This is a genomic window from Frankia sp. EI5c (assembly GCF_001636565.1).
Classification (GTDB): domain Bacteria; phylum Actinomycetota; class Actinomycetes; order Frankiales; family Frankiaceae; genus Parafrankia.
Window position 1 is genome coordinate 1 of record NZ_LRTK01000097.1, and the last position, 17,743, is coordinate 17,743.

The 17,743-nt window shown below is 71.6% G+C and carries 13 protein-coding genes and 3 pseudogenes; 1 reads left to right on the top strand and 15 read right to left on the bottom strand.

Features of this window, described 5'->3' with window-relative positions; genetic code table 11:
- From UG55_RS42660 to UG55_RS24100, 6 genes and pseudogenes are all read right to left on the bottom strand, one after another.
- Positions 1 to 158: pseudogene (locus tag UG55_RS42660) on the bottom strand (crotonyl-CoA carboxylase/reductase); the annotation flags it as partial.
- 122 nt (positions 159 to 280) lie between these two features.
- Positions 281 to 1,432 (bottom strand): acyl-CoA dehydrogenase family protein, encoded by a 1,152-nt coding sequence (locus tag UG55_RS24085; protein WP_066073473.1) that lies wholly within the window; start codon positions 1,430 to 1,432, stop codon positions 281 to 283.
- A gap of 240 nt (positions 1,433 to 1,672) precedes the next feature.
- Positions 1,673 to 3,784, bottom strand: coding sequence for a biotin carboxylase N-terminal domain-containing protein (locus tag UG55_RS24090; protein ID WP_066073475.1), 2,112 nt, complete (start codon positions 3,782 to 3,784; stop codon positions 1,673 to 1,675).
- Between the two features lie 6 nt (positions 3,785 to 3,790).
- On the bottom strand, positions 3,791 to 4,279 hold a 489-nt coding region (locus UG55_RS42665; RefSeq protein ID WP_304440449.1), incomplete at its 5' end, for a carboxyl transferase domain-containing protein.
- 1 nt (position 4,280) lies between these two features.
- Positions 4,281 to 5,452, bottom strand: a pseudogene (locus UG55_RS24095) (carboxyl transferase domain-containing protein); the annotation flags it as partial.
- A 199-nt stretch (positions 5,453 to 5,651) separates the two neighbouring features.
- The gene (locus UG55_RS24100) at positions 5,652 to 6,392 is read right to left on the bottom strand and encodes an SDR family oxidoreductase (protein ID WP_066073479.1); all 741 of its coding nucleotides are present in this window, start codon (positions 6,390 to 6,392) and stop codon (positions 5,652 to 5,654) included.
- Between the two features lie 503 nt (positions 6,393 to 6,895).
- Between UG55_RS24100 and UG55_RS24105 the strand changes: the two genes are divergently transcribed.
- Complete coding sequence (locus tag UG55_RS24105; RefSeq protein ID WP_066073482.1) at positions 6,896 to 7,609, top strand: TetR/AcrR family transcriptional regulator; 714 nt, start codon at positions 6,896 to 6,898, stop codon at positions 7,607 to 7,609.
- 106 nt (positions 7,610 to 7,715) lie between these two features.
- Here UG55_RS24105 and UG55_RS24110 read toward each other — a convergent pair whose 3' ends face one another.
- The 9 genes and pseudogenes from UG55_RS24110 to UG55_RS42670 form a co-directional block, all read right to left on the bottom strand.
- Positions 7,716 to 8,522 (bottom strand): ABC transporter ATP-binding protein, encoded by an 807-nt coding sequence (locus UG55_RS24110; RefSeq protein WP_242425023.1) that lies wholly within the window; start codon positions 8,520 to 8,522, stop codon positions 7,716 to 7,718.
- Positions 8,519 to 9,289 (bottom strand): ABC transporter ATP-binding protein, encoded by a 771-nt coding sequence (locus UG55_RS24115; RefSeq protein ID WP_066073485.1) that lies wholly within the window; start codon positions 9,287 to 9,289, stop codon positions 8,519 to 8,521. Before UG55_RS24115 ends, UG55_RS24110 begins: the two co-directional genes overlap by 4 nt.
- Positions 9,286 to 11,862 (bottom strand): ABC transporter permease, encoded by a 2,577-nt coding sequence (locus tag UG55_RS24120; RefSeq protein ID WP_066073488.1) that lies wholly within the window; start codon positions 11,860 to 11,862, stop codon positions 9,286 to 9,288. Before UG55_RS24120 ends, UG55_RS24115 begins: the two co-directional genes overlap by 4 nt.
- A gap of 290 nt (positions 11,863 to 12,152) precedes the next feature.
- A complete protein-coding gene (locus UG55_RS24125; RefSeq protein ID WP_066073491.1) occupies positions 12,153 to 13,343 on the bottom strand; it encodes a thiolase family protein in 1,191 nt (396 codons plus the stop codon).
- A gap of 587 nt (positions 13,344 to 13,930) precedes the next feature.
- Positions 13,931 to 14,764: an acyl-CoA thioesterase II gene (locus UG55_RS24130; RefSeq protein WP_066073494.1), complete on the bottom strand. Its 834-nt coding sequence runs from the start codon at positions 14,762 to 14,764 to the stop codon at positions 13,931 to 13,933.
- A gap of 285 nt (positions 14,765 to 15,049) precedes the next feature.
- Positions 15,050 to 15,865, bottom strand: a complete 816-nt coding sequence (locus tag UG55_RS24135) for a crotonase/enoyl-CoA hydratase family protein (RefSeq protein WP_066073555.1) — start codon at positions 15,863 to 15,865, stop codon at positions 15,050 to 15,052.
- A 22-nt stretch (positions 15,866 to 15,887) separates the two neighbouring features.
- Entirely contained in the window at positions 15,888 to 16,394 is a 507-nt protein-coding gene (locus UG55_RS24140) for a MaoC family dehydratase (RefSeq protein ID WP_066073498.1), read from the bottom strand.
- 147 nt (positions 16,395 to 16,541) lie between these two features.
- Positions 16,542 to 17,478, bottom strand: a 937-nt coding sequence (locus UG55_RS24145) for an acyl-CoA dehydrogenase family protein (RefSeq protein ID WP_242425024.1), incomplete at its 5' end; no start/stop codon positions are given.
- 1 nt (position 17,479) lies between these two features.
- Positions 17,480 to 17,741: pseudogene (locus tag UG55_RS42670) on the bottom strand (acyl-CoA dehydrogenase family protein); the annotation flags it as partial.
- Between the last annotated feature and the right edge of the window lie 2 nt (positions 17,742 to 17,743).

Here is a 17,743-nt window from a genome sequence, read left to right on the forward strand (position 1 = left end):
CCGTGTTGTAGTTCACCGACGACGCCATCACCGCCACCAGCGCCTCACCCGGCCCCAGCTCCGGCGTCGCCACCTCATCCACATGCAACGACTCCCGCGGATCCTTGTCCCGCGACGCCCGCCCCTCGAACAACCCCACCTCGTCCTTGCGCACCACCNCCCCCCGGTACGACTCCGGCACCGGCAGGGCCGCGAACTCGGCCCGCCGCGCCGCCGAACGCGGAGCGGCAGCCTGGATCGCTTCGAGAATGTGCTTCATGACGTGACGCGTCCCGTCTTCTCAGACGCCGAGATGGCGCGCGATCAACATTTTCTGGACCTCGCTGGTGCCCTCGCCGATCTCCAGGATCTTCGAGTCGCGCCAGTGCCGGGCCACCGGGTACTCGTTCATGAATCCATAGCCGCCGTGAATCTGCGTGGCCTCGCGGGCGTTCGTCACCGCCGCCTCGGAGGAGAACAGCTTCGCCATCGCCGCCTCCTTCTTGAACGGCAGGCCGGCGAGCATGCGCCAGGCCGCCTCGTAGTAGGCCGTCCGGGCGACGAACGTCCGGGTCTCCATCTCCGCCAGCTTGAAGGCGATCGCCTGGTTGCGGGCGATCGGGGCGCCGAACGCCTCCCGCTCCTTCGCGTACTTCACGCTCTCGTCGACACAGGCCTGCGCGAGCCCCACGGACAGCGCGGAGATCGCGATCCGGCCCTCGTCGAGAATCGACAGGAAGTTCGCGTAGCCGCGGCCGCGCTCGCCGAGCAGGTTCTCCTCGGGCACCCGCACGTCCTGGAAGGACAGCGGCCTGGTGTCCGAGGCGTGCCAGCCGACCTTCGAGTAGGGCGCGCCCGCGGTGAAGCCCGGGGTGGGCACCGGGACGATGATCGAGGAGATCTGCGGCCGGCCGTTCACCGGCTCGCCGGTCACCGCCGTGACCGTGACCACCCGGGTGATGTCGGTGCCGGAGTTGGTGATGAAGGCCTTGGAGCCGTTGATCACCCACTCGCCGCCCTCCAGCCGCGCGGTGGTGCGGGTGCCGCCGGCGTCGCTGCCGGCACCGGGCTCGGTCAGCCCGAAGGCACCCAGCGAGCGCCCGCTGGCCAGCACCGGCAGCCACTCCTCGCGCTGCTTCTCGGTACCGAAGCGGTAGATGGGCATCGCGCCCAGGCCGACCCCGGCCTCCAGCGTGATCGCGACGGAGGAGTCGGCCCGGGCGAGCTCCTCGATCGCCAGGCACAGCGCGAAGTAGTCGGCGCCCTGGCCGCCGTAGGACTCGGGGAACGGCAGACCGAACAGGCCCATCTCCCCCATCTGCGCGATGATCTCGTACGGGAAGGTCTTCGCCTCGTCATGCGCGGCGGCGGCCGGGGCGACCACCTCGCGGGCGAACTCCTCGACCGTCCGGCGCAGGCTCTCGTGCTCCTCGCTCAGCCGACTGTCAGGCATGGCCTGTCCCTTTCATCCTGCTCATATGTCTTGGTCGCCGGGTCTGCCGGTCACCGGACGGCGCGGCCGGCCCGGTACCACCGGATCGCGGGTATCCACAGCCGCCGCCCCACGGGGGCGGCCCGACCACGGCCCCGCGGAGGTCACAGCGGCGCACCCGCGGGCGTCACCGCCCAGGTGTCACGGTTCTGGTACGGGGGACGGATCCAGGACGTCGGGCGCCCGGGATCCGCCGCGAGCTCAGGGCCGGTGCGCCGGTTCAGGAGCGGTGGCTGACCCAGCAGCGGTGTCTGACCCAGCAGCGGTGGCCTGCTCGACCACCGCGGCGGGCTCCACCACCGCGAGCAGCGCGTCGAGCGCCACCGAGTCGCCGACCCGGACCAGCACATCCTTGACCTGCCCGGCAACCGTCGCGACCACGGTGTGTTCCATCTTCATCGCCTCGACCACCACCAGCGGCGCTCCGGGCTCCACCGCGTCGCCGGCCGTCGCCCGCACGTCGACGACGATGCCGGGCATCGGGCTGCGCGCCTCACCGCCGTGGTCACCGGCCGCGGCGTCACCCCCGCGCTCGGCGCGGCGCTCCGCCAGCGACCAGGCGAACCCGTCGGCGCCCACCCAGACCGCGTCGTCGGTCACCGCGACCTGCCAGCGCCTGGCCCGGCCGTCGACGGTCACCAGCGCTTCGGGCGGCTGGCCCGGGGCGGCGGCAGGCAGCCAGCGCAGGTCCCCCGCGCGGGCCGGGCCGTCGTCGACCCGGACGGTGGTCGCGCCGTCGGCCGTCCGCAGAACGCCGACCTGCCGGACCGGCCCGCCCGCGCCGGACACCGACCAGCGTGACCAGGCGGGCTCACCGAGCCGCCAGCCCGACGGGACATCCCACGGGTCGACGATCGGACCGGTGGGGACGAGCCGGCTCTCGCCGACCAGGCCGAACACCGCCAGCGCGTCCTCGGCCGTCGGCTCGCCGCCCACGGCCGCCGCGTCGGGACCCGTCGCGGTCAGCGCGTCGAGGTGCCGCTCCACCAGGCCGGTGTCGAGCCGGCCGGCCCGGGTGTCGGGATGCGCGAGCAGGCGGCGCAGGAACCCGATGTTGGTGGTGACGCCCAGCAGGGTGGTGCCGGCGAGCGCGGTGTCCAGCCGGGCGAGCGCACCGGCCCGGTCGGGCGCCCAGGCGACGACCTTGGCCAGCATCGGGTCGTAGGTCGCGGCGACCTGGGAGCCGGCCGCCAGGCCCGAGTCGACCCGCACGCCCTGCCCGGCCGGTTCCCGCAGCACCAGGACGTCCCCGCCGGTCGGCAGGAAGCCCCTCGCCGGGTCCTCGGCGTAAACCCGCGCCTCCACGGCGTGGCCGGTCAGCCGGATGTCCTCCTGGGTGCGGCGCAGCGGCTCCCCGGCCGCGACCCGAAGCTGCTCGGCTACCAGGTCGACGCCGGTGACCAGCTCGGTGACCGGATGCTCGACCTGCAGCCGGGTGTTCATCTCCATGAAGAAGAACTCGTCAGGCCGGTCGGTGCCGACGACGAACTCCACCGTCCCGGCGCCGACATACCCGACGGCGGCGGCGACGTCCACGGCCGCGCCGCCGATGCGGGCGCGGGTGGCCGCGTCGAGCAGCACCGACGGCGCCTCCTCGACGATCTTCTGATGGCGCCGCTGCAGGCTGCACTCCCGCTCACCGAGGTGGATCACGTTGCCGTGGGTGTCGGCGAGGATCTGGACCTCGATGTGGCGGGGGGTGTCGACGAACCGTTCGACGAACAGCGTGTCGTCGCCGAAGGACGCGGCGGCCTCCCGCCGCGCGGAGCGCAGCGCCTCGGGCAGGTCGGCGGGGTCACGGACGAGCCGCATGCCCTTGCCGCCGCCGCCCGCGGCGGGCTTCACCAGCACCGGGTAGCCGATCTCGGTCGACGCCTCGACCAGGTCGTCGTCCGACATGCCCGGCTCGACCCGGCCGGGGACGACCGGCACGCCGGCCGCGGCCACCGTGCGCTTGGCCGCGATCTTGTTTCCCATCAGGTCGACGACCGTCGGGGACGGGCCCACGAAGACCACGCCGGCGGCGGCGCAGGCCCGGGCGAACGCCGGGTTCTCGGCGAGGAAGCCGTAACCGGGGTGGATCGCCTCCGCCCCGGTGGCGGCCGCCGCGGCTATCACCCGCTCGATGTTGAGGTAGGAGTCGAGTGCCCGGGCCGGGCCCAGGCGGACCGCGACGTCCGCCTCGGCGACGTGCCGGGCCTGCGCGTCGGCGTCGGAGTACACCGCCACCGAGCGGACGCCGAGCTCGCGCAGAGTCCGGATGACCCGGACCGCGATCTCACCGCGGTTGGCGACGAGCACCGTGTGGAACATCGACCCTCACATCCGGAAGACGCCGTAGCCGACCGGCTCCAGCGGCGCGTTCGCCGCGGCCGACAGCGCCAGACCCAGCACGGTGCGGGTGTCCGCCGGGTCGATCACGCCGTCGTCCCAGAGCCTGGCGGTGGCGTAGTAGGGGTTGCCCTGCTCTTCGTACTGCTCGCGGATCGGCGCCTCGAAGGCCGACTGCTCGTCGGCGGACCACGCACCGCCGCGGGCCTCGATGGCGTCGCGGCGCACGGTCGAGAGCACGGCGGCGGCCTGGTCGCCGCCCATCACCGAGATGCGGGCGTTGGGCCAGGTCCACATGAACCGCGGCGAATAGGCCCGGCCGCACATCGAGTAGTTGCCGGCACCGAAGGAGCCGCCGATCACCACGGTGAACTTCGGCACCCGGGCGCAGGCGACGGCGGTGACCATCTTCGCGCCGTGCTTGGCGATGCCGCCGGCCTCGTAGTCGCGGCCCACCATGAACCCGGTGATGTTCTGNAGGAACAGCAGCGGGATCTGGCGGCGGTCGCACAGCTCGATGAAGTGGGCGCCCTTGAGCGCCGACTCACCGAACAGCACCCCGTTGTTGGCGATGATGCCCACCGGGTGGCCGTGCAGCCGGGCGACCCCGGTGACCAGGGTCGGGCCGTACTCCTTCTTGAACTCGGCGAACCGGCTGCCGTCCACCAGGCGGGCGATCACCTCGCGGACGTCGTAGGGCGTGCGCGGGTCCGCCGGCACCACCGAGTACAGCTCCTCGGCCGGGTACAGCGGGGCCTCGGTCGGCACGACGTCCCACGGCCGCGGGCTGCGCGGTGCCAGCTCCCCGACGATGCGGCGCACGATGTTCAGCGCGTCGGTGTCGTCGGCCGCCAGGTGGTCGGTGACACCCGACTTCCGCGAGTGCAGCAGGCCGCCGCCGAGGTCCTCGGCGCTGACGACCTCACCGGTGGCCGCCTTCACCAGCGGCGGGCCACCCAGGAAGATCGTCCCCTGGTTGCGGACGATCACCGCCTCGTCACTCATCGCCGGGACGTAGGCGCCGCCCGCGGTGCAGGAGCCGAGCACGGCGGCGATCTGCGCGATGCCCCGGGCGGACATCGTCGCCTGGTTGAAGAAGATCCGGCCGAAGTGCTCCCGGTCGGGGAACACCTCGTCCTGGCGCGGCAGGAACGCCCCGCCGGAGTCGACCAGGTAGACGCAGGGCAGCCGGTTGTGCAGCGCCACCTCCTGGGCGCGCAGGTGCTTCTTCACCGTGATCGGGTAGTAGGTGCCGCCCTTGACGGTGGCGTCGTTGACGACGATCACGCACTCCCGGCCGGAGACCCGGCCGACCCCCGTGATCATCCCCGCGCCGGGAGCCTCGTCGTCGTACATCCCGGCGGCGGCCAGCGGCGACAGCTCGAGGAACGGGCTACCGCGGTCGAGCAGCGTGTCCAGCCGGTCGCGGGGCAGCAGCTTGCCCCGTTCGACGTGCCGGCGCCGGGCGGTCTCGGACCCGCCGAGCGCGGTGCTCGCCAGTCTCCCGCGCAGCTGTTCGACCAGCTCGGCGAACGCGGCGGCGTTGTGTCGGGCGGGATCGCCCTTGACATCGACCAGACTCCGCAGCTGCTCGGCGGGCTCGGCGCGCCCCCGGGAGGCCGGTCGGTCGATGTTAGCGTCGACTAACATGCGACGCAGGCTAGCGGCAGTCGGCCGCACTGTCGAGGCGAAGCCCCGCCGGCTGGCCCGGGCGCGGGAGCCCGGGCCAGCCACGCCTGCATCTACCCACCCGGCGGGGTGGCGCACGTCACGCCGGCCGGGGATGCTCGAATCCGAGCGGCTGCCGGGGTGACGGACGGCGCCGCCGCCGGAGCCGCTCTCGGAGCGGCTACAGCCGGGGGCCGACCACGACGGTGGGCACGCTGGTGCTCGCCCCGTTGCTCAGCACGTTGTGCACCACCCGGACCAGCTCCTCGACGGGCAGGAAGGTGTTGGTGATGTAGCCGCGGGTCTCCCAGGTCGGGTGCACCTCGCCCACCAGGCTCAGGTCCCACCCGGAGGCGAACTCCGTCCCCGAGTGCCCCTCGCCGCCGACACAGTTGCCGACCACGACCCGGGTGAACCCGACCTTCGGGTGCTCGATCTGCCACGCCTGGACCAGCTTGTCGAGCGCGGCCTTGGTGACGGCGTACGCGCCCAGACCCGGCCACGGGTCGGTGACCGAGGCGCTGACCGTCGAAAGGTACGCCGCCGTCCCGCCGGACTCGGTGAGGTGAGGAATGGCCGCCGCGGTCACCAGCGAAGCGCCGACGACATTCGTGGCAAAGGTGCTGTGCCAGGTTTCGGCGTCGATATCCTCAATACGAATGAGGGGGCCGACCCCGGGGGCGTAGACGAGCGCGTCGATACCACCGAGGCCATTTACGGCCTCCTCGATCGCCCGCTTGCAGGACTCCGCGCTGGTCACGTCACACTGGATCGCGAGTGTTCCGGGACCGGCCTCCTTGGCCGCATCAACCAGCCGGTCATGACGCCTGGCGAGTAATGCGGTCGACGCGCCCTGGCGCGCGAGACCGATACCGATGGATCTCCCCAGCCCGCTGGATGCTCCGACAACTACAGTCCGCATCGTTCCACTCCATGATCGATGAGGTTGACGGCGAAAGCAGACGCCTGATCAGAACGGACGCTACAGCAGCGGCCGAACGCTGCGCCGGGTTATGCCGCGGGCATCGTCCCGAACCGCCCATCGGCCCCACCCTGGTCCGGCGAACGAAGCCGATCCGTCACCCTGCCGGAACGGCCGGGCCGGGGTCAGCACCCCGCCCAGCGCCACCCGCCCAGCCCACTGCGCGGCCCTCCGACCGGCCGGGGCGGCGGATCCGTACGCCCTCCCGCGCCGGACACGGCGAGTGACCTCACCCGCGCCGCCCCGCCCCGGCCCGGACGCCGGGCGGGAAGCCGGGGCACCTTTTGCCGGTGGGCGTTCGACACGCGCCACCGGATGTCGGGAACAGGCCCGGAAAACCACGGCGGGGCTAGTATAGTCTGCTTGACTTACCCTGACCAACGCCCCTGACCTGCCTCCGCGGCGCGAAAAGTGGGCCGGTCCCGCCGGAGAAGGAGAAGGCATTGTCGACGGCCGCGCCAACCGACCGCGAGAAGCCGAACGGGCCCCGCTCGCGCAAGGGCGCGGCAACCCGGGCTCGCCTCCTCGACGCAGCCAAGACCGTCTTCGAGAAGGACGGCTTCCTGGAAGCCAGAATCTCGGACATCGCGGAAGAGGCCGGTCTGTCACACGGGTCCTTCTATCACTACTTCGATTCCAAGGAACAGATCTTCCGCGAGATCGCGAAGGAGATGGCCGATCTGCTGAACGCTCCGCTCAGCACGGCAATCTTCATTCCCTCGTCGACCGCTCCCCCGCGGGAGCGGATCCGGGCGGGGATCCGCCGCTTCCTGGAGAGCTACCGGGCGGAGGCCCGGATCATCGGCGTCATCGAGCAGGTCTCCCGCTATGACGCCGAGCTCAACGGCGAGCGTTTCGAGCACCAGCAGCGTGACCGCGACCGCGTCGTGGGCTCCATTCGCCAGCTCCAGGCGCTCGGGCTCACCGATCCGGACATCGACCCCGCGATAGCCGCGCACTCCCTCGGCGCGATGGTTTCCAGGTTCGCCGAGATGTGGCTCGTCCAGGGGCTGGTCGACAGTGACTTCGAGCAGGCGTCCGACCAGCTCACCCGGCTTTTCGTCAACGCGCTGCGGCTGCGGGACAAGCCGGAGCCCGAGCCCTCCTGCGACCACGACGTGGACCGCCCGCTGCGTTTCCGCCCCGGCGCCGAGTAACCGGCCCAGCCGACTCGCCCCTGGCACCGGCTCGCGGGCGGCGAGCGGTGCCAGGGGCGAGATCCGTCCGGCGACGGTGTGTCCGGGCGCGTCCCGGTCACGGGGTCTAGTGCGCCGCCTCGAACGCCTGGGTCACGACGCCGCTCGCCGCGGCGCTGTCGCCGGTCCAGGCGACCGAGCCGTGCTCCAGGAGCACCACCCGGTCGCAGAGGTCCAGCGCGTGGCCGACCTGCTGCTCCACGATGAGCAGCGAGGTGCCCTCGGCGCGCAGCCGGGCCAGGGCCTCGTAGAGCTCGGCGACGATGATGGGCGCCAGCCCCAGGGACAGCTCGTCCGCCACCAGGATCCTGGGGACCTCGACCATCACCCGGGCCATGGACAGCATGCGCTGCTGGCCACCGGACAGGCTGCCGGCGAGCTGCTTACGCCGCTCCCCCAGCACCGGGAAGATGCCGTAGGCCTGCTCGAGTGCCGCGCGGACCCCCTTCTTCCCGAAACTGCGCCCGAAGGACAGCGAGAGGTTCTCCTCGACGGTCAGCGTCGCGAAGACCGAGCGTCCCTCGGTGGCATGGGCGACGCCGGCCCGCGCGAAGCGGTACGCCTTGGCACCCGTCATGTCGGTGCCGCCGACGAGGACGGCTCCCTCGGTCGGGGCGACCAGGCCGGAGGCGACCCGGGCGACCGTGGTCTTGCCCACGCCGTTGGAGCCGACGAGCGCGAGCGCCTCCCCGGGACGGACCTCGAACGAGACGCCGAACAGGGCCCGGAAGGGCCCGTAGGCCGCGACCACGGACCTGAACTCCAGCGCCGGAGTCCCGGCCGGCTGCCCGGTCTGCTCCGGGATCGGCGGGGTCTGTGCCCGCGGCTGAGTGGCTGCCTGCGGTGTCGGCTCGGTCACCTGCGCGTCGCTCACTGCTTCACCTCGAAGTTCCCGAGATAGGCGTCCCGGACCTCCTTGCTGGCCATGACCTCGCGGGTCGGGCCCTCGGCGATCAGGCGACCGAAGTCCAGGACGTAGGACCGCTCCGTGAAGCTGGTGACCAGCTCGACGTCGTGCTCGACCAGCAGGATGGAGAAGCCCTGCTCGCCCTGGACCTCCTGCAGGGTCTTCGCGAGCGCCGCCGTCTCGGAGCGGTCCAGGCCCGACGACGGCTCGTCGAGCAGGAGCAGCTTCGGCTCGGTCATCAGCGCCCGGCCGACCTCCACCAGGCGGCCCTGGCCGAGGCTGAGCCGCTCGATGGGCTCGTCGGCGAGGTGGCGCAGGCCGAGGAGATCCAGGACGCCGTCGCACTGCGCGATCTCGGCGGCACTGGGCCGTCCCAGCCCGATCATGTCCTTCCACAGCCGGCCGTGCCCGCGGCGCACCCGCTCGGCGACGAGCAGGTGATCCCGGACGGTGCAGTCCGGGAACAGCTCGATCCGCTGGAAGGTGCGCCCGACACCGGCCCGCACCCGGCGGTAGGCGGCGACACCGGTGACGTCCTTGCCGGCGATCTCGACGCTGCCGCCGTCCATCGGCAGCACGCCGAGCAGGCAGTTGAAGAAGGTCGTCTTCCCGGCGCCGTTCGGCCCGATCAGTCCGACCCGCTCGCCCTGGTCGATCTGCATCGTCACCCCGTCGAGGGCGACGATGCCCGCGAACCGCTTGGTGACGCCGGTGGCTCGAAGTACCTCGGTCACGAGACCACATCCTCCGTTCGCGCGGGCGAGGAGGATGCCGACTGCTCGGACCCTCCGTTGGAATCCGCCCGCGCCGCGCCCACCGGACCCGCCGCGGCCGGACTGTCCCCGCCGGCCGTGTCCCCGCCGGCCGTGTTCGCGGTGGCCGTGTTCGCGGTGGCGCTGTCCCCGCCGGTGCTGTCCCCGGCGGCGGCTGAGGGCGCCGGGTCGGCCGTGCCGTTGCCACTGGCGGTCGCGGCGTCACCAGCCGCGGCGGGCCGCGCGGCTCCCGCGGCCGGAGCCGGCACGGTCGTCGCGGCCGGCTCGGTCGTCGCGGCCGGCTCGGCCGGCACGGTCGTCGCGGCCGGCTCGGCCGGCACGGTCGTCGCGGCCGGTTCGGCCGGCTCGGCCGGAGCCGGAGCGCCCGTCGACGCCGCTGACGTGGCTGACGCCGCTGACGTGGCCTCGGCGGTCGGGGTGGGGGCCGCCGGCCTCTCGGTCACCACGGAGGCCGGCACCGTGCCGACGCCGCCGGCACCCGCGAGCGCCGGAACGGCGGCCGGCTGGCCGGCGAACAGCCGGCGCAGGAAGGCCGGCGGCTTCATCGGCCGCTCGACGAGGCCCTCGGGATGTCGGGCGAACTGGATGGCCGCCAGGCCGAACAGGACGAAGACCCACTTGCCGGAGATCGGGAAGAAGTCCGGCACCGCGCTCTCGCTGCGCAGGATCCAGGCGAGCACCGTGCCCTTGAGGATCAGCTGGTCGAAGAGCGCGAACGCGGCGGCGGCGTTGAGCGCCCCGCGGATCGTCCGCGAGCCCAGGGTGACGACCATGACCACCCAGAACAGGGCCGTGAACGGGCTGAAGTTCGTGCTGTAGTTGACGTTCTCCTGCTGGATGGCGAGCAGCGCGCCGCCCAGACCGGCGATGAAGGCGGAGATCGCGAAGGCGACGAGGCGCACCCGGGCGGCGGAGATACCGATCGACTCGGCGCCGACCTCGCTGCCGCGCATCGCGACGACCGTGCGGCCGAACGTGCCCTTGCGCAGTTGCAGGACGACGGTGGCCACGATGATCAGGATGATCGACGCGAACACCAGGTAGTACTTGTCGTCACCGAGGTCCCAGGGGCCGATGACCGGCCGCGGGAGCGCGGTGCCCATCAGCAGCGCCTCGTCGCCGCCGCCGACCCAGGACAGCTTCACCAGGACGGCGTCGAAGAAGTAGGCGAAGGCGAGCGTCGCGATCGCCGTCCAGATACCGCCGAGCCGGCGCACCGGCAGCGACAGGACCGCGCCCACCACCGCGGCCACGATCGCCCCGACCAGCGTGGCCACCAGCACCGACATGTCGTAGCGGCTGACGAGCTGGTAGACGGTGAACGCCCCGATGGCGGCGAAGGCGCCCTGGCACAGCGAGATCTGGCCGGACATACCGGTGACCACGGTGATCGACAGGAAGATGATGCTGACCACCACCGCCTGGGTGACCAGGAAGACCCACAGGTCGTCGCCGCGGGTCAGCACGACAACGGCCGCGACGCCGAGGAGGGCGAAGCCGACCAGCCGGATGAGCAGCGCCGTGCGCGGGTTGCGCACCTCGCCGCCGAGCGACGGCGGCGGCGGCTCGACACCGGCGAGCGGGTCGCCCGAATCCCGGGACCGCCGGATGCTCGGCACCAGCACCACCACGGCGAAGAGAACCACAAAGGGCACGGACGGCGTCAGGTTGTCCTGAACGGTCTTGACCCAGGAGTGATCCTCCGACCACCGCGGCAGGAAGGTGTTGAGCTGGGCGATGATGACGCCCAGCAGAATGCCGCCGCCCATGGCCCACGGCAGGCTGGTGAGCCGCCCGATGGCGGCGGCCGCGATCGCGACCACCATGAGGCTGAAGAAGTCGGCGGCGGCGAGCGTGTTGAACCGCGGCGCGATGAGCACGCCGGCGATGCCCGCGAACAGCGACGACAGCGCCCAGGAGAGAGCGGAGATCCGGTCCGCCGGGATGCCGTTCAGCTCGGTCATCTTCGGGCTCTCGACCACGGCCCGCATCCGCACGCCGATGGCGCTGAAGCGGAACAGCGCGACCAGGCCGATCACGGCGACCAGCGCGACGCCCATGCTGACCAGCTCGTTACGGCTGAACGCGTAGACCCCGAACGGGTCGTAGAACACGTTCGCGCCATCCGGCGCGACACCGACCGGGGTGACGCCGGCGACCGCCGAGAAGCTGGCGAGGATGTCGAAGAGGTAGGGGATCGCCACCGCGAGGCCGGCGGCCACGACGAGGCGTGCCACCGCGGGGGCCGTCCGCAACGGCCGGAAGATCAGCCGCTCGAGGACGAGGCCGATCAGCGGCGCCATGACGAAGACCGACAGGATGACCGCCGGAACGGTCGGCCAGTCCCACTCGATCCGGGTCTTGAAGTACATCGCCGCGGAAACGTAGGCCTGGGCGCCGAAGGCGAGGTTGAAGACCCCGGAGGTCTTGTAGGTCAGGACGAAGCCCAGCGCGACCAGTGAGTAGACGACTCCCGGCGGCAGACCCTGCAGCAGCGCCTGGAAAAAGTCGTGAGCAAAGGATGTGTCGTTCATGACAACGGCTGCCCGACCCCTCAGCTACCGTGACAGGCGGCGCTAGGCTTATCCTGTACCTGGTTGTCGGGCCGCCGGCCGACCGGTGGGTGTGCTGGTCGCCGGGTACGGAATCGCTGCCGCTTCACCGTGTCGTCATTCCCTTGAATTCGAGGTACGGGAAATAGCGCCGCCACGAACAGACGTGGCGGCGTTGTTGTTTTGTGGTGATCCGTCAACCGATGACCAGGCGACCGGGCAACCGCCGCGGTCCCGCCCGGTGAGCCATCCGGGCGGGACCGCGGCCGGTGTCAGGCCCGCGGAGCGGGAACCTCCAGCACCAGCGCGCTCGCCATGCCACCGCCGGCGCACATCGCCGACACCGCGAGCCCGCCGCCGCGGCGGCGCAGCTCGTGAATCAGGGTGATGACCTGGCGGGCACCGGTCATCGCGATCGGGTGCCCCAGGCTGCAGCCGCTACCCAGGATGTTGACCCGGTCCTCGTCGATCTCCAGGAGCCGGGACGCCGCGACCGCCACGGACGCGAACGCCTCGTTGATCTCCCACAGGTCGATGTCGGCCACCGAAAGACCGGCGCGGCGCAGGGCCTTCGGGATCGCGATGGTCGGCGCGATCCCGGTCTCGGCGGGCGGCACGCCGACGGACGCCCAGGCGCGCACGACGCCCAGCGGCTCCAGCCCGTTCGCCGTGGCGTACGCGCCGTCGGTGACCACCAGGGCGGCCGCACCGTCGTTCGCGCCCGCCGCGTTGCCGGCGGTGATGCTGAAGCCCTCGATCTCGGGGTGCAGCGGCTTGAGCGCGGCGAGCTTCTCCATGCTGGTCGTCCGGCGGGGATGCTCGTCGACCTCGAAGGTGAAGCTCGTCCCGTCACGCCGCGGGACCTCGATCGGGAAGATCTCCTCCTTGAAGCTGCCGGCGTCGTTACCCGCCACCGCCCGCTGGTGGGAACGCAGCGCCCAGGCGTCCATCTCCTCGCGCGACACCCCGGCCTTGACGGCGGCGTTCCAGCCGACCGTGATCGACATGTCGTAGTTGGGGGCCTCGGCGGTGTTGCGGTGGGTGGGCGAGTACCAGTCCTCCACCTCGTCACTGCCGGGCCGGCGCCGCTTCGAGCGCGGCGCGGTGGAGGACGAGTTGGTCCCGCCCGCGACGACCACGCGGTCCATCCCGGAACGGATGGAGGCCGCCGCCGTCTGGATGGCGACCAGCCCGGAGGCGCAGTGCCGGTTGTGCGCGACGCCGGGCGCGCCCGGGAATCCCGCCTCGATCGCCGCGTAGCGGGCGATGTCACCGCCGCCGTAAAGGGATTCGCCCAGCACGACGTCGTCGATATCGGCCGGGTCCACACCCGACCGGCGAACAGCCTCCGCGACCGCCCGGGTACCAAGCTCGAACGCGTCGACGTCCACGAGGGAACCCTTGACCGCCGTACCGATCGCCGTTCTTGCGGTCGAGACGATTACCGCTTCATGCTCCGTCACGTTCGCTCCTCTGGTGGGGGGCACGAACCTCACAACACCCCGAGTACAGTTCCAGGGCTGTGAGGTGCCTCATGCTACTGATGTCGACATCGAAGTCAAGTCTTGCCCGAACACACTGCCCNAACATCACTGGTGCCTCTCTTGTGCGGGCAAGGATTGACGAAGAAGAAAAGCACGGGCTTGTCTGAGCGGCCGAATTCCCGCCACCCGCCACCCGATCTCCCACAGCGCAACCCGGCGATTACCGAACGTCGCCGAAAGTCGCGGCAGCGGTGGTGCGCCGGGGGGACGACGCCACCCGGCGCACCACCGCTGCCTGGAGAAATCCTCTCAGAACCCGTCCGAGGGTGTCGACTTCTGCTTTCCGCCCGGCGAGAGCACCCCGATCACAGGCGGAGAGCGCGATAGCCGGACCGGGACGGCCGGAGCGGTCCGCCGGGCTCCCGTCACACCCCGGGCCAGCCATCACAACGTTGCGACAAATCGGCCGGTCTGTACCGATCTCAGCCGATTCAGCCTGATTTTGCGACCTCGGCGCGCCTCGAACGGCTGCCTCGACCCCGTTCCGGACGGGCCGAAAGCGCGTCTCAGAGGTGGCGGCCCGACGCCGCCATCGCGCGGATCATGTTGTCCTGCACGAACGAGGCGACCAGGCCCCGACCCCCGCGGTAGGCATCACCCCGCCCGTAGCTGCGGCCGTGCCCCGCGAACGAGCTGCGGTGGGACAGCAGCAGCCATTCCCGCGCCGGGACCGGCGCGTGGAAGGTGATCGTGTGGCTGAGAACACCGGTCGAGATCGACCGGTGCGCCAGCGCCTGGCCGACACCCGGGTGCGGCCGCATCGCGGTCGCGATGAGGAAGCTGTCCGTCGAGAAGGCCAGCAGCGCCGCGCCCAGCACCTCGTCATCGGGGGCACCCGGCCAGCGCGTCCACACATCCAGCTCCGCCGGGCCGACCGCCTCGGGGTCGTTCACGTCGACGTCCCCGGCGATCCTGATCTGCCAGGCTCCGGCGCTCTCGGCGGGATCGACCTGGTCGGCCGGCAGGGCCGGCGGCGCCGGGTGGGTGTCGGCGTGGTGGATGAAGTCCGGTTCGTCCGCCGACAGCATGACCTGCGACTGCACGCAGAGCCGCTCGCCCTGGCTGATCGACACCAGGCTCGTCGCCAGGCTCCGGCCGCTGTGCACCCGGTCCACCGCGATCTCGAGCGGGGCGTCCGGGCGGGCCGCCCGGGCGAAGACCGTGTGCAGCGTCTTGACCCTCTTGCCATCCTGGCCCTGCTGCGCCGCGATCAGGGTCTGCGCCAGCAGCTGACCGCCGTGGACGACGGGGCCACCGGTACCGACGCTGCCGGCGCGGTACCGGTCGGCGGCCACGGGTTCCAGGGCCAGCGCGGCGAGGACGGAATCAACGGAGAACATCGGCTACCGCCGGCCGGGACGCCGCGCGGCACCGCCGCGGAGGGTCGCACCGTAGAGATCCAACGAATGTCACCTTTCGTCGAGCGAGCGCGCGCGGAGGCCACCGGCGAAGCTGGCAGGCTGGCGCCGCGGCGGTCGCGGCTGCAGCGCCGCCCGGATCAGCCCTCCCGGAACGGCGAACCCGGGGAAACGCACACACCACCCCGAACCTGCTTCAGCATGGCCGGACCCGGCGCTCACTGTCGACTTCTGCCAGGCCCCCGGCCGAAGGCCGTCAGCGACCGATCAGCGACCGGTCCAGCGCGGCGGCCGCTTCTCTGCGAACGCGCGCGCGCCCTCCTGCGCGTCGGCCGAGCCGCGCACCACGGAGACGAACTCCTCCTGCCGCTCGAACGCCTCCTCCAGCGGCCAGTCGACCGAACGAGCCAGTACCTGCTTGGACGCGGCCAGCGACAGCGGGGCGTTCGCGGCGATCTCCTCCGCGAGTTCCAGCGCCGCCGCCAGCGCCCCGCCGGGCTCGGTGAGCCGGTTGACCAGGTGCACCTCGGCGGCCTCGGCGGCGGGCCACATCCGGCCGGTCAGCACCAGCTCCATGGCCAGGTGGTACGGGATGCGGCGCTGCAGCCGCAGCAGACCACCGGCCGCGGCGGTCAGGCCCCGCTTCACCTCGGGCAGACCGAAGTTCGCCGTCCGAGCCGCGACGACGAGGTCGCACGCCAGCACGATCTCGAAGCCACCGGCCAGGGCGTACCCCTCGACCGCCGCGATCAGCGGCTTGCGGGGCGGCTGATGGGTGACCCCCGCGAACCCGCGGCCGGGCACCAGCGGGCGCTCGCCGCGGGCGAAGCCCTTGAGGTCCATACCCGCGCAGAAGGTGTTGTTCGCCCCGGTGATGATGCCGATGCTGAGGTCGTCGCGGGCGTCGAGCTCGTCGAGTGCGGCGGCGATCGCCGTCGCCAGGCTCAGCGACATCGCGTTGCGGGCCTCGGGCCGGTTCATGGTGAGGACGAGCACCCTGCCGTGCTCGGTGCGGATCAGCTCGTCGGCGGGGGCGGTGTCCGCCGCGGGACCAGCCGGGCCGGCGGTCTGTGGGTCAGCCATCATGCTCTCTTCGGTGGCCGGGTCAGGAGGTCCGGGGCTCCGGCCGCCCCGGCTGCTCGCCGCCGCGCGCCTCGCCGTAGGACCGCTTGGGCACCATGACCTTGCGGCGGTAGATGCAGACGAGCGTGCCGTCCTGGTTGAGCCCGCGGGTCTCGACCGTGACGATCCCGCGGTCGTCCTTGCTCTTCGACTCCACCTTGTCCAGGACGGTCGACTCGCCGTAGATGGTGTCGCCGTGGAAGACCGGCGCCACGTGCCGCAGCGACTCCACCTCCAGGTTGGCGATCGCCTTGCCGGAGACGTCGGCGACCGACATGCCGAGCAGCAGCGAGTACACGTAGTTCCCGACGACGACGTTCCGCTTGAACTGGGTGGTGTGCTCGGCGTAGTTCGCGTCGAGGTGCAGCGGATGGTGGTTCATCGTCAGCAGGCAGAACAGATGGTCGTCGTACTCGGTGACCGTCTTGCCGGGCCAGTGCCGGTAGACCGCGCCGACCTCGAACTCCTCGTAGTACCGGCCGAACTGCATGCGCTCCCTGCTCCTTCACACTTCCGGCCCTTGCCCGGGCGGATCCCTGTCGTTCGACCGCCCGCGGGCCCACCGAGGGGCGCCCCAGGCGTGCGCGTCCACCGGCCCGCGGGCCCGCGGGCCGGTGGACGCGCCGCGGCGGCTGTCTCAGCCGGGGAGCTTGTACTCCTTGAGGAGGGCCCGGCTGATGATCCGCTTCTGGACCTCCGAGGTGCCCTCACCGATGAGCATGAACGGGGCCTCCCGGTAGAGGCGCTCGATCTCGTACTCCTTGGAGTAGCCGTAACCGCCGTGGATGCGGAACGACTCGGTCGTGACCTCGTGGCAGTACTCACTGGCCAGGTACTTGGCCATGCCCGCCTCGACGTCGTTGCGCTGGCCGCTGTCCTTCTTGCGGGCGGCGCTGACCATCATCAGGTGACCGGCCTCCACCTTGGTGGCCATGTCCGCGAGCTTGAACGCGATGGCCTGGTGGTCGGCGATCTGGTGGCCGAAGGTCCGGCGCTGCTGGGCGTAGGCGATCGCCAGCTCGAACGCGCGGATCATGATGCCGCAGGCGCGGGCCGCGACGTTCACCCGGCCGACCTCGACGCCGTCCATCATCTGGTAGAAGCCGCGGCCGGCGGCCTCCGGGCCGCCCAGGATCGAACTGGCCGGCGTGCGGTGCCCGTCCAGGATCATCTCGGTGGTCTCGACACCCTTGTAACCGAGCTTGTCGAGCTTGCCGGGAATCGTGATCCCGCCGTGCGTGCCGAAACCCGGCTCCTTCTCCAGCAGGAAGGTCGTCATGTTCCGGTAGACCGAGTCCGCGCCCTCGTCCGTCTTCACCAGGGTCGCGACCACGCCGGCGCGGGCACCGTTGGTCAGCCACATCTTCTGGCCGTTGATGACGTAGTCGTCGCCGTCGCGGTCGGCGCGGGTGGTGATGGCCGAGACGTCCGAGCCGCAGCCCGGCTCGCTCATCGAGAACGCGCCGCGCACCTCACCGGTGGCCATCTTCGGCAGCAGGCGCTGCCGCTGCTCCTCGGTGCCGTGCTGCAGCACCAGGTAGGCCACGATGAAGTGGGTGTTGATGACCCCGGAANCACTCATCCAGCCGCGGGCGATCTCCTCCACGACCAGGGCGTAGGTCAGCAGCGACTCACCGAGCCCGCCGTACTGCTCGGGAATGGTGATCCCGAACAGGCCCATCTCCTTCATCGCCTCGACGATCGCGTCCGGGAACTCGTCCTTGCGCTCCAGCTCGTTCGCGTGCGGAAGAATCTCCTTGTCCACGAACGTCCGCACCGCGGCGAGGATGTCGGTCTGGACGTCGGTCAGTCCGTCGGTCTGCGCGATCCGGCCCATGG

What these genes read in the sequence shown, in the direction of transcription:
- UG55_RS24085 (WP_066073473.1), bottom strand. Translation starts at nt 1,432, where the DNA reads ATGCCTGACAGTCGGCTGAGCGAGGAGCACGAGAGCCTGCGCCGGACG.
- UG55_RS24090 (WP_066073475.1), bottom strand. Translation starts at nt 3,784, where the DNA reads ATGTTCCACACGGTGCTCGTCGCCAACCGCGGTGAGATCGCGGTCCGG.
- UG55_RS24100 (WP_066073479.1), bottom strand. Translation starts at nt 6,392, where the DNA reads ATGCGGACTGTAGTTGTCGGAGCATCCAGCGGGCTGGGGAGATCCATC.
- UG55_RS24120 (WP_066073488.1), bottom strand. Translation starts at nt 11,862, where the DNA reads ATGAACGACACATCCTTTGCTCACGACTTTTTCCAGGCGCTGCTGCAG.
- UG55_RS24130 (WP_066073494.1), bottom strand. Translation starts at nt 14,764, where the DNA reads ATGTTCTCCGTTGATTCCGTCCTCGCCGCGCTGGCCCTGGAACCCGTG.
- UG55_RS24135 (WP_066073555.1), bottom strand. Translation starts at nt 15,865, where the DNA reads ATGGCTGACCCACAGACCGCCGGCCCGGCTGGTCCCGCGGCGGACACC.
- UG55_RS24140 (WP_066073498.1), bottom strand. Translation starts at nt 16,394, where the DNA reads ATGCAGTTCGGCCGGTACTACGAGGAGTTCGAGGTCGGCGCGGTCTAC.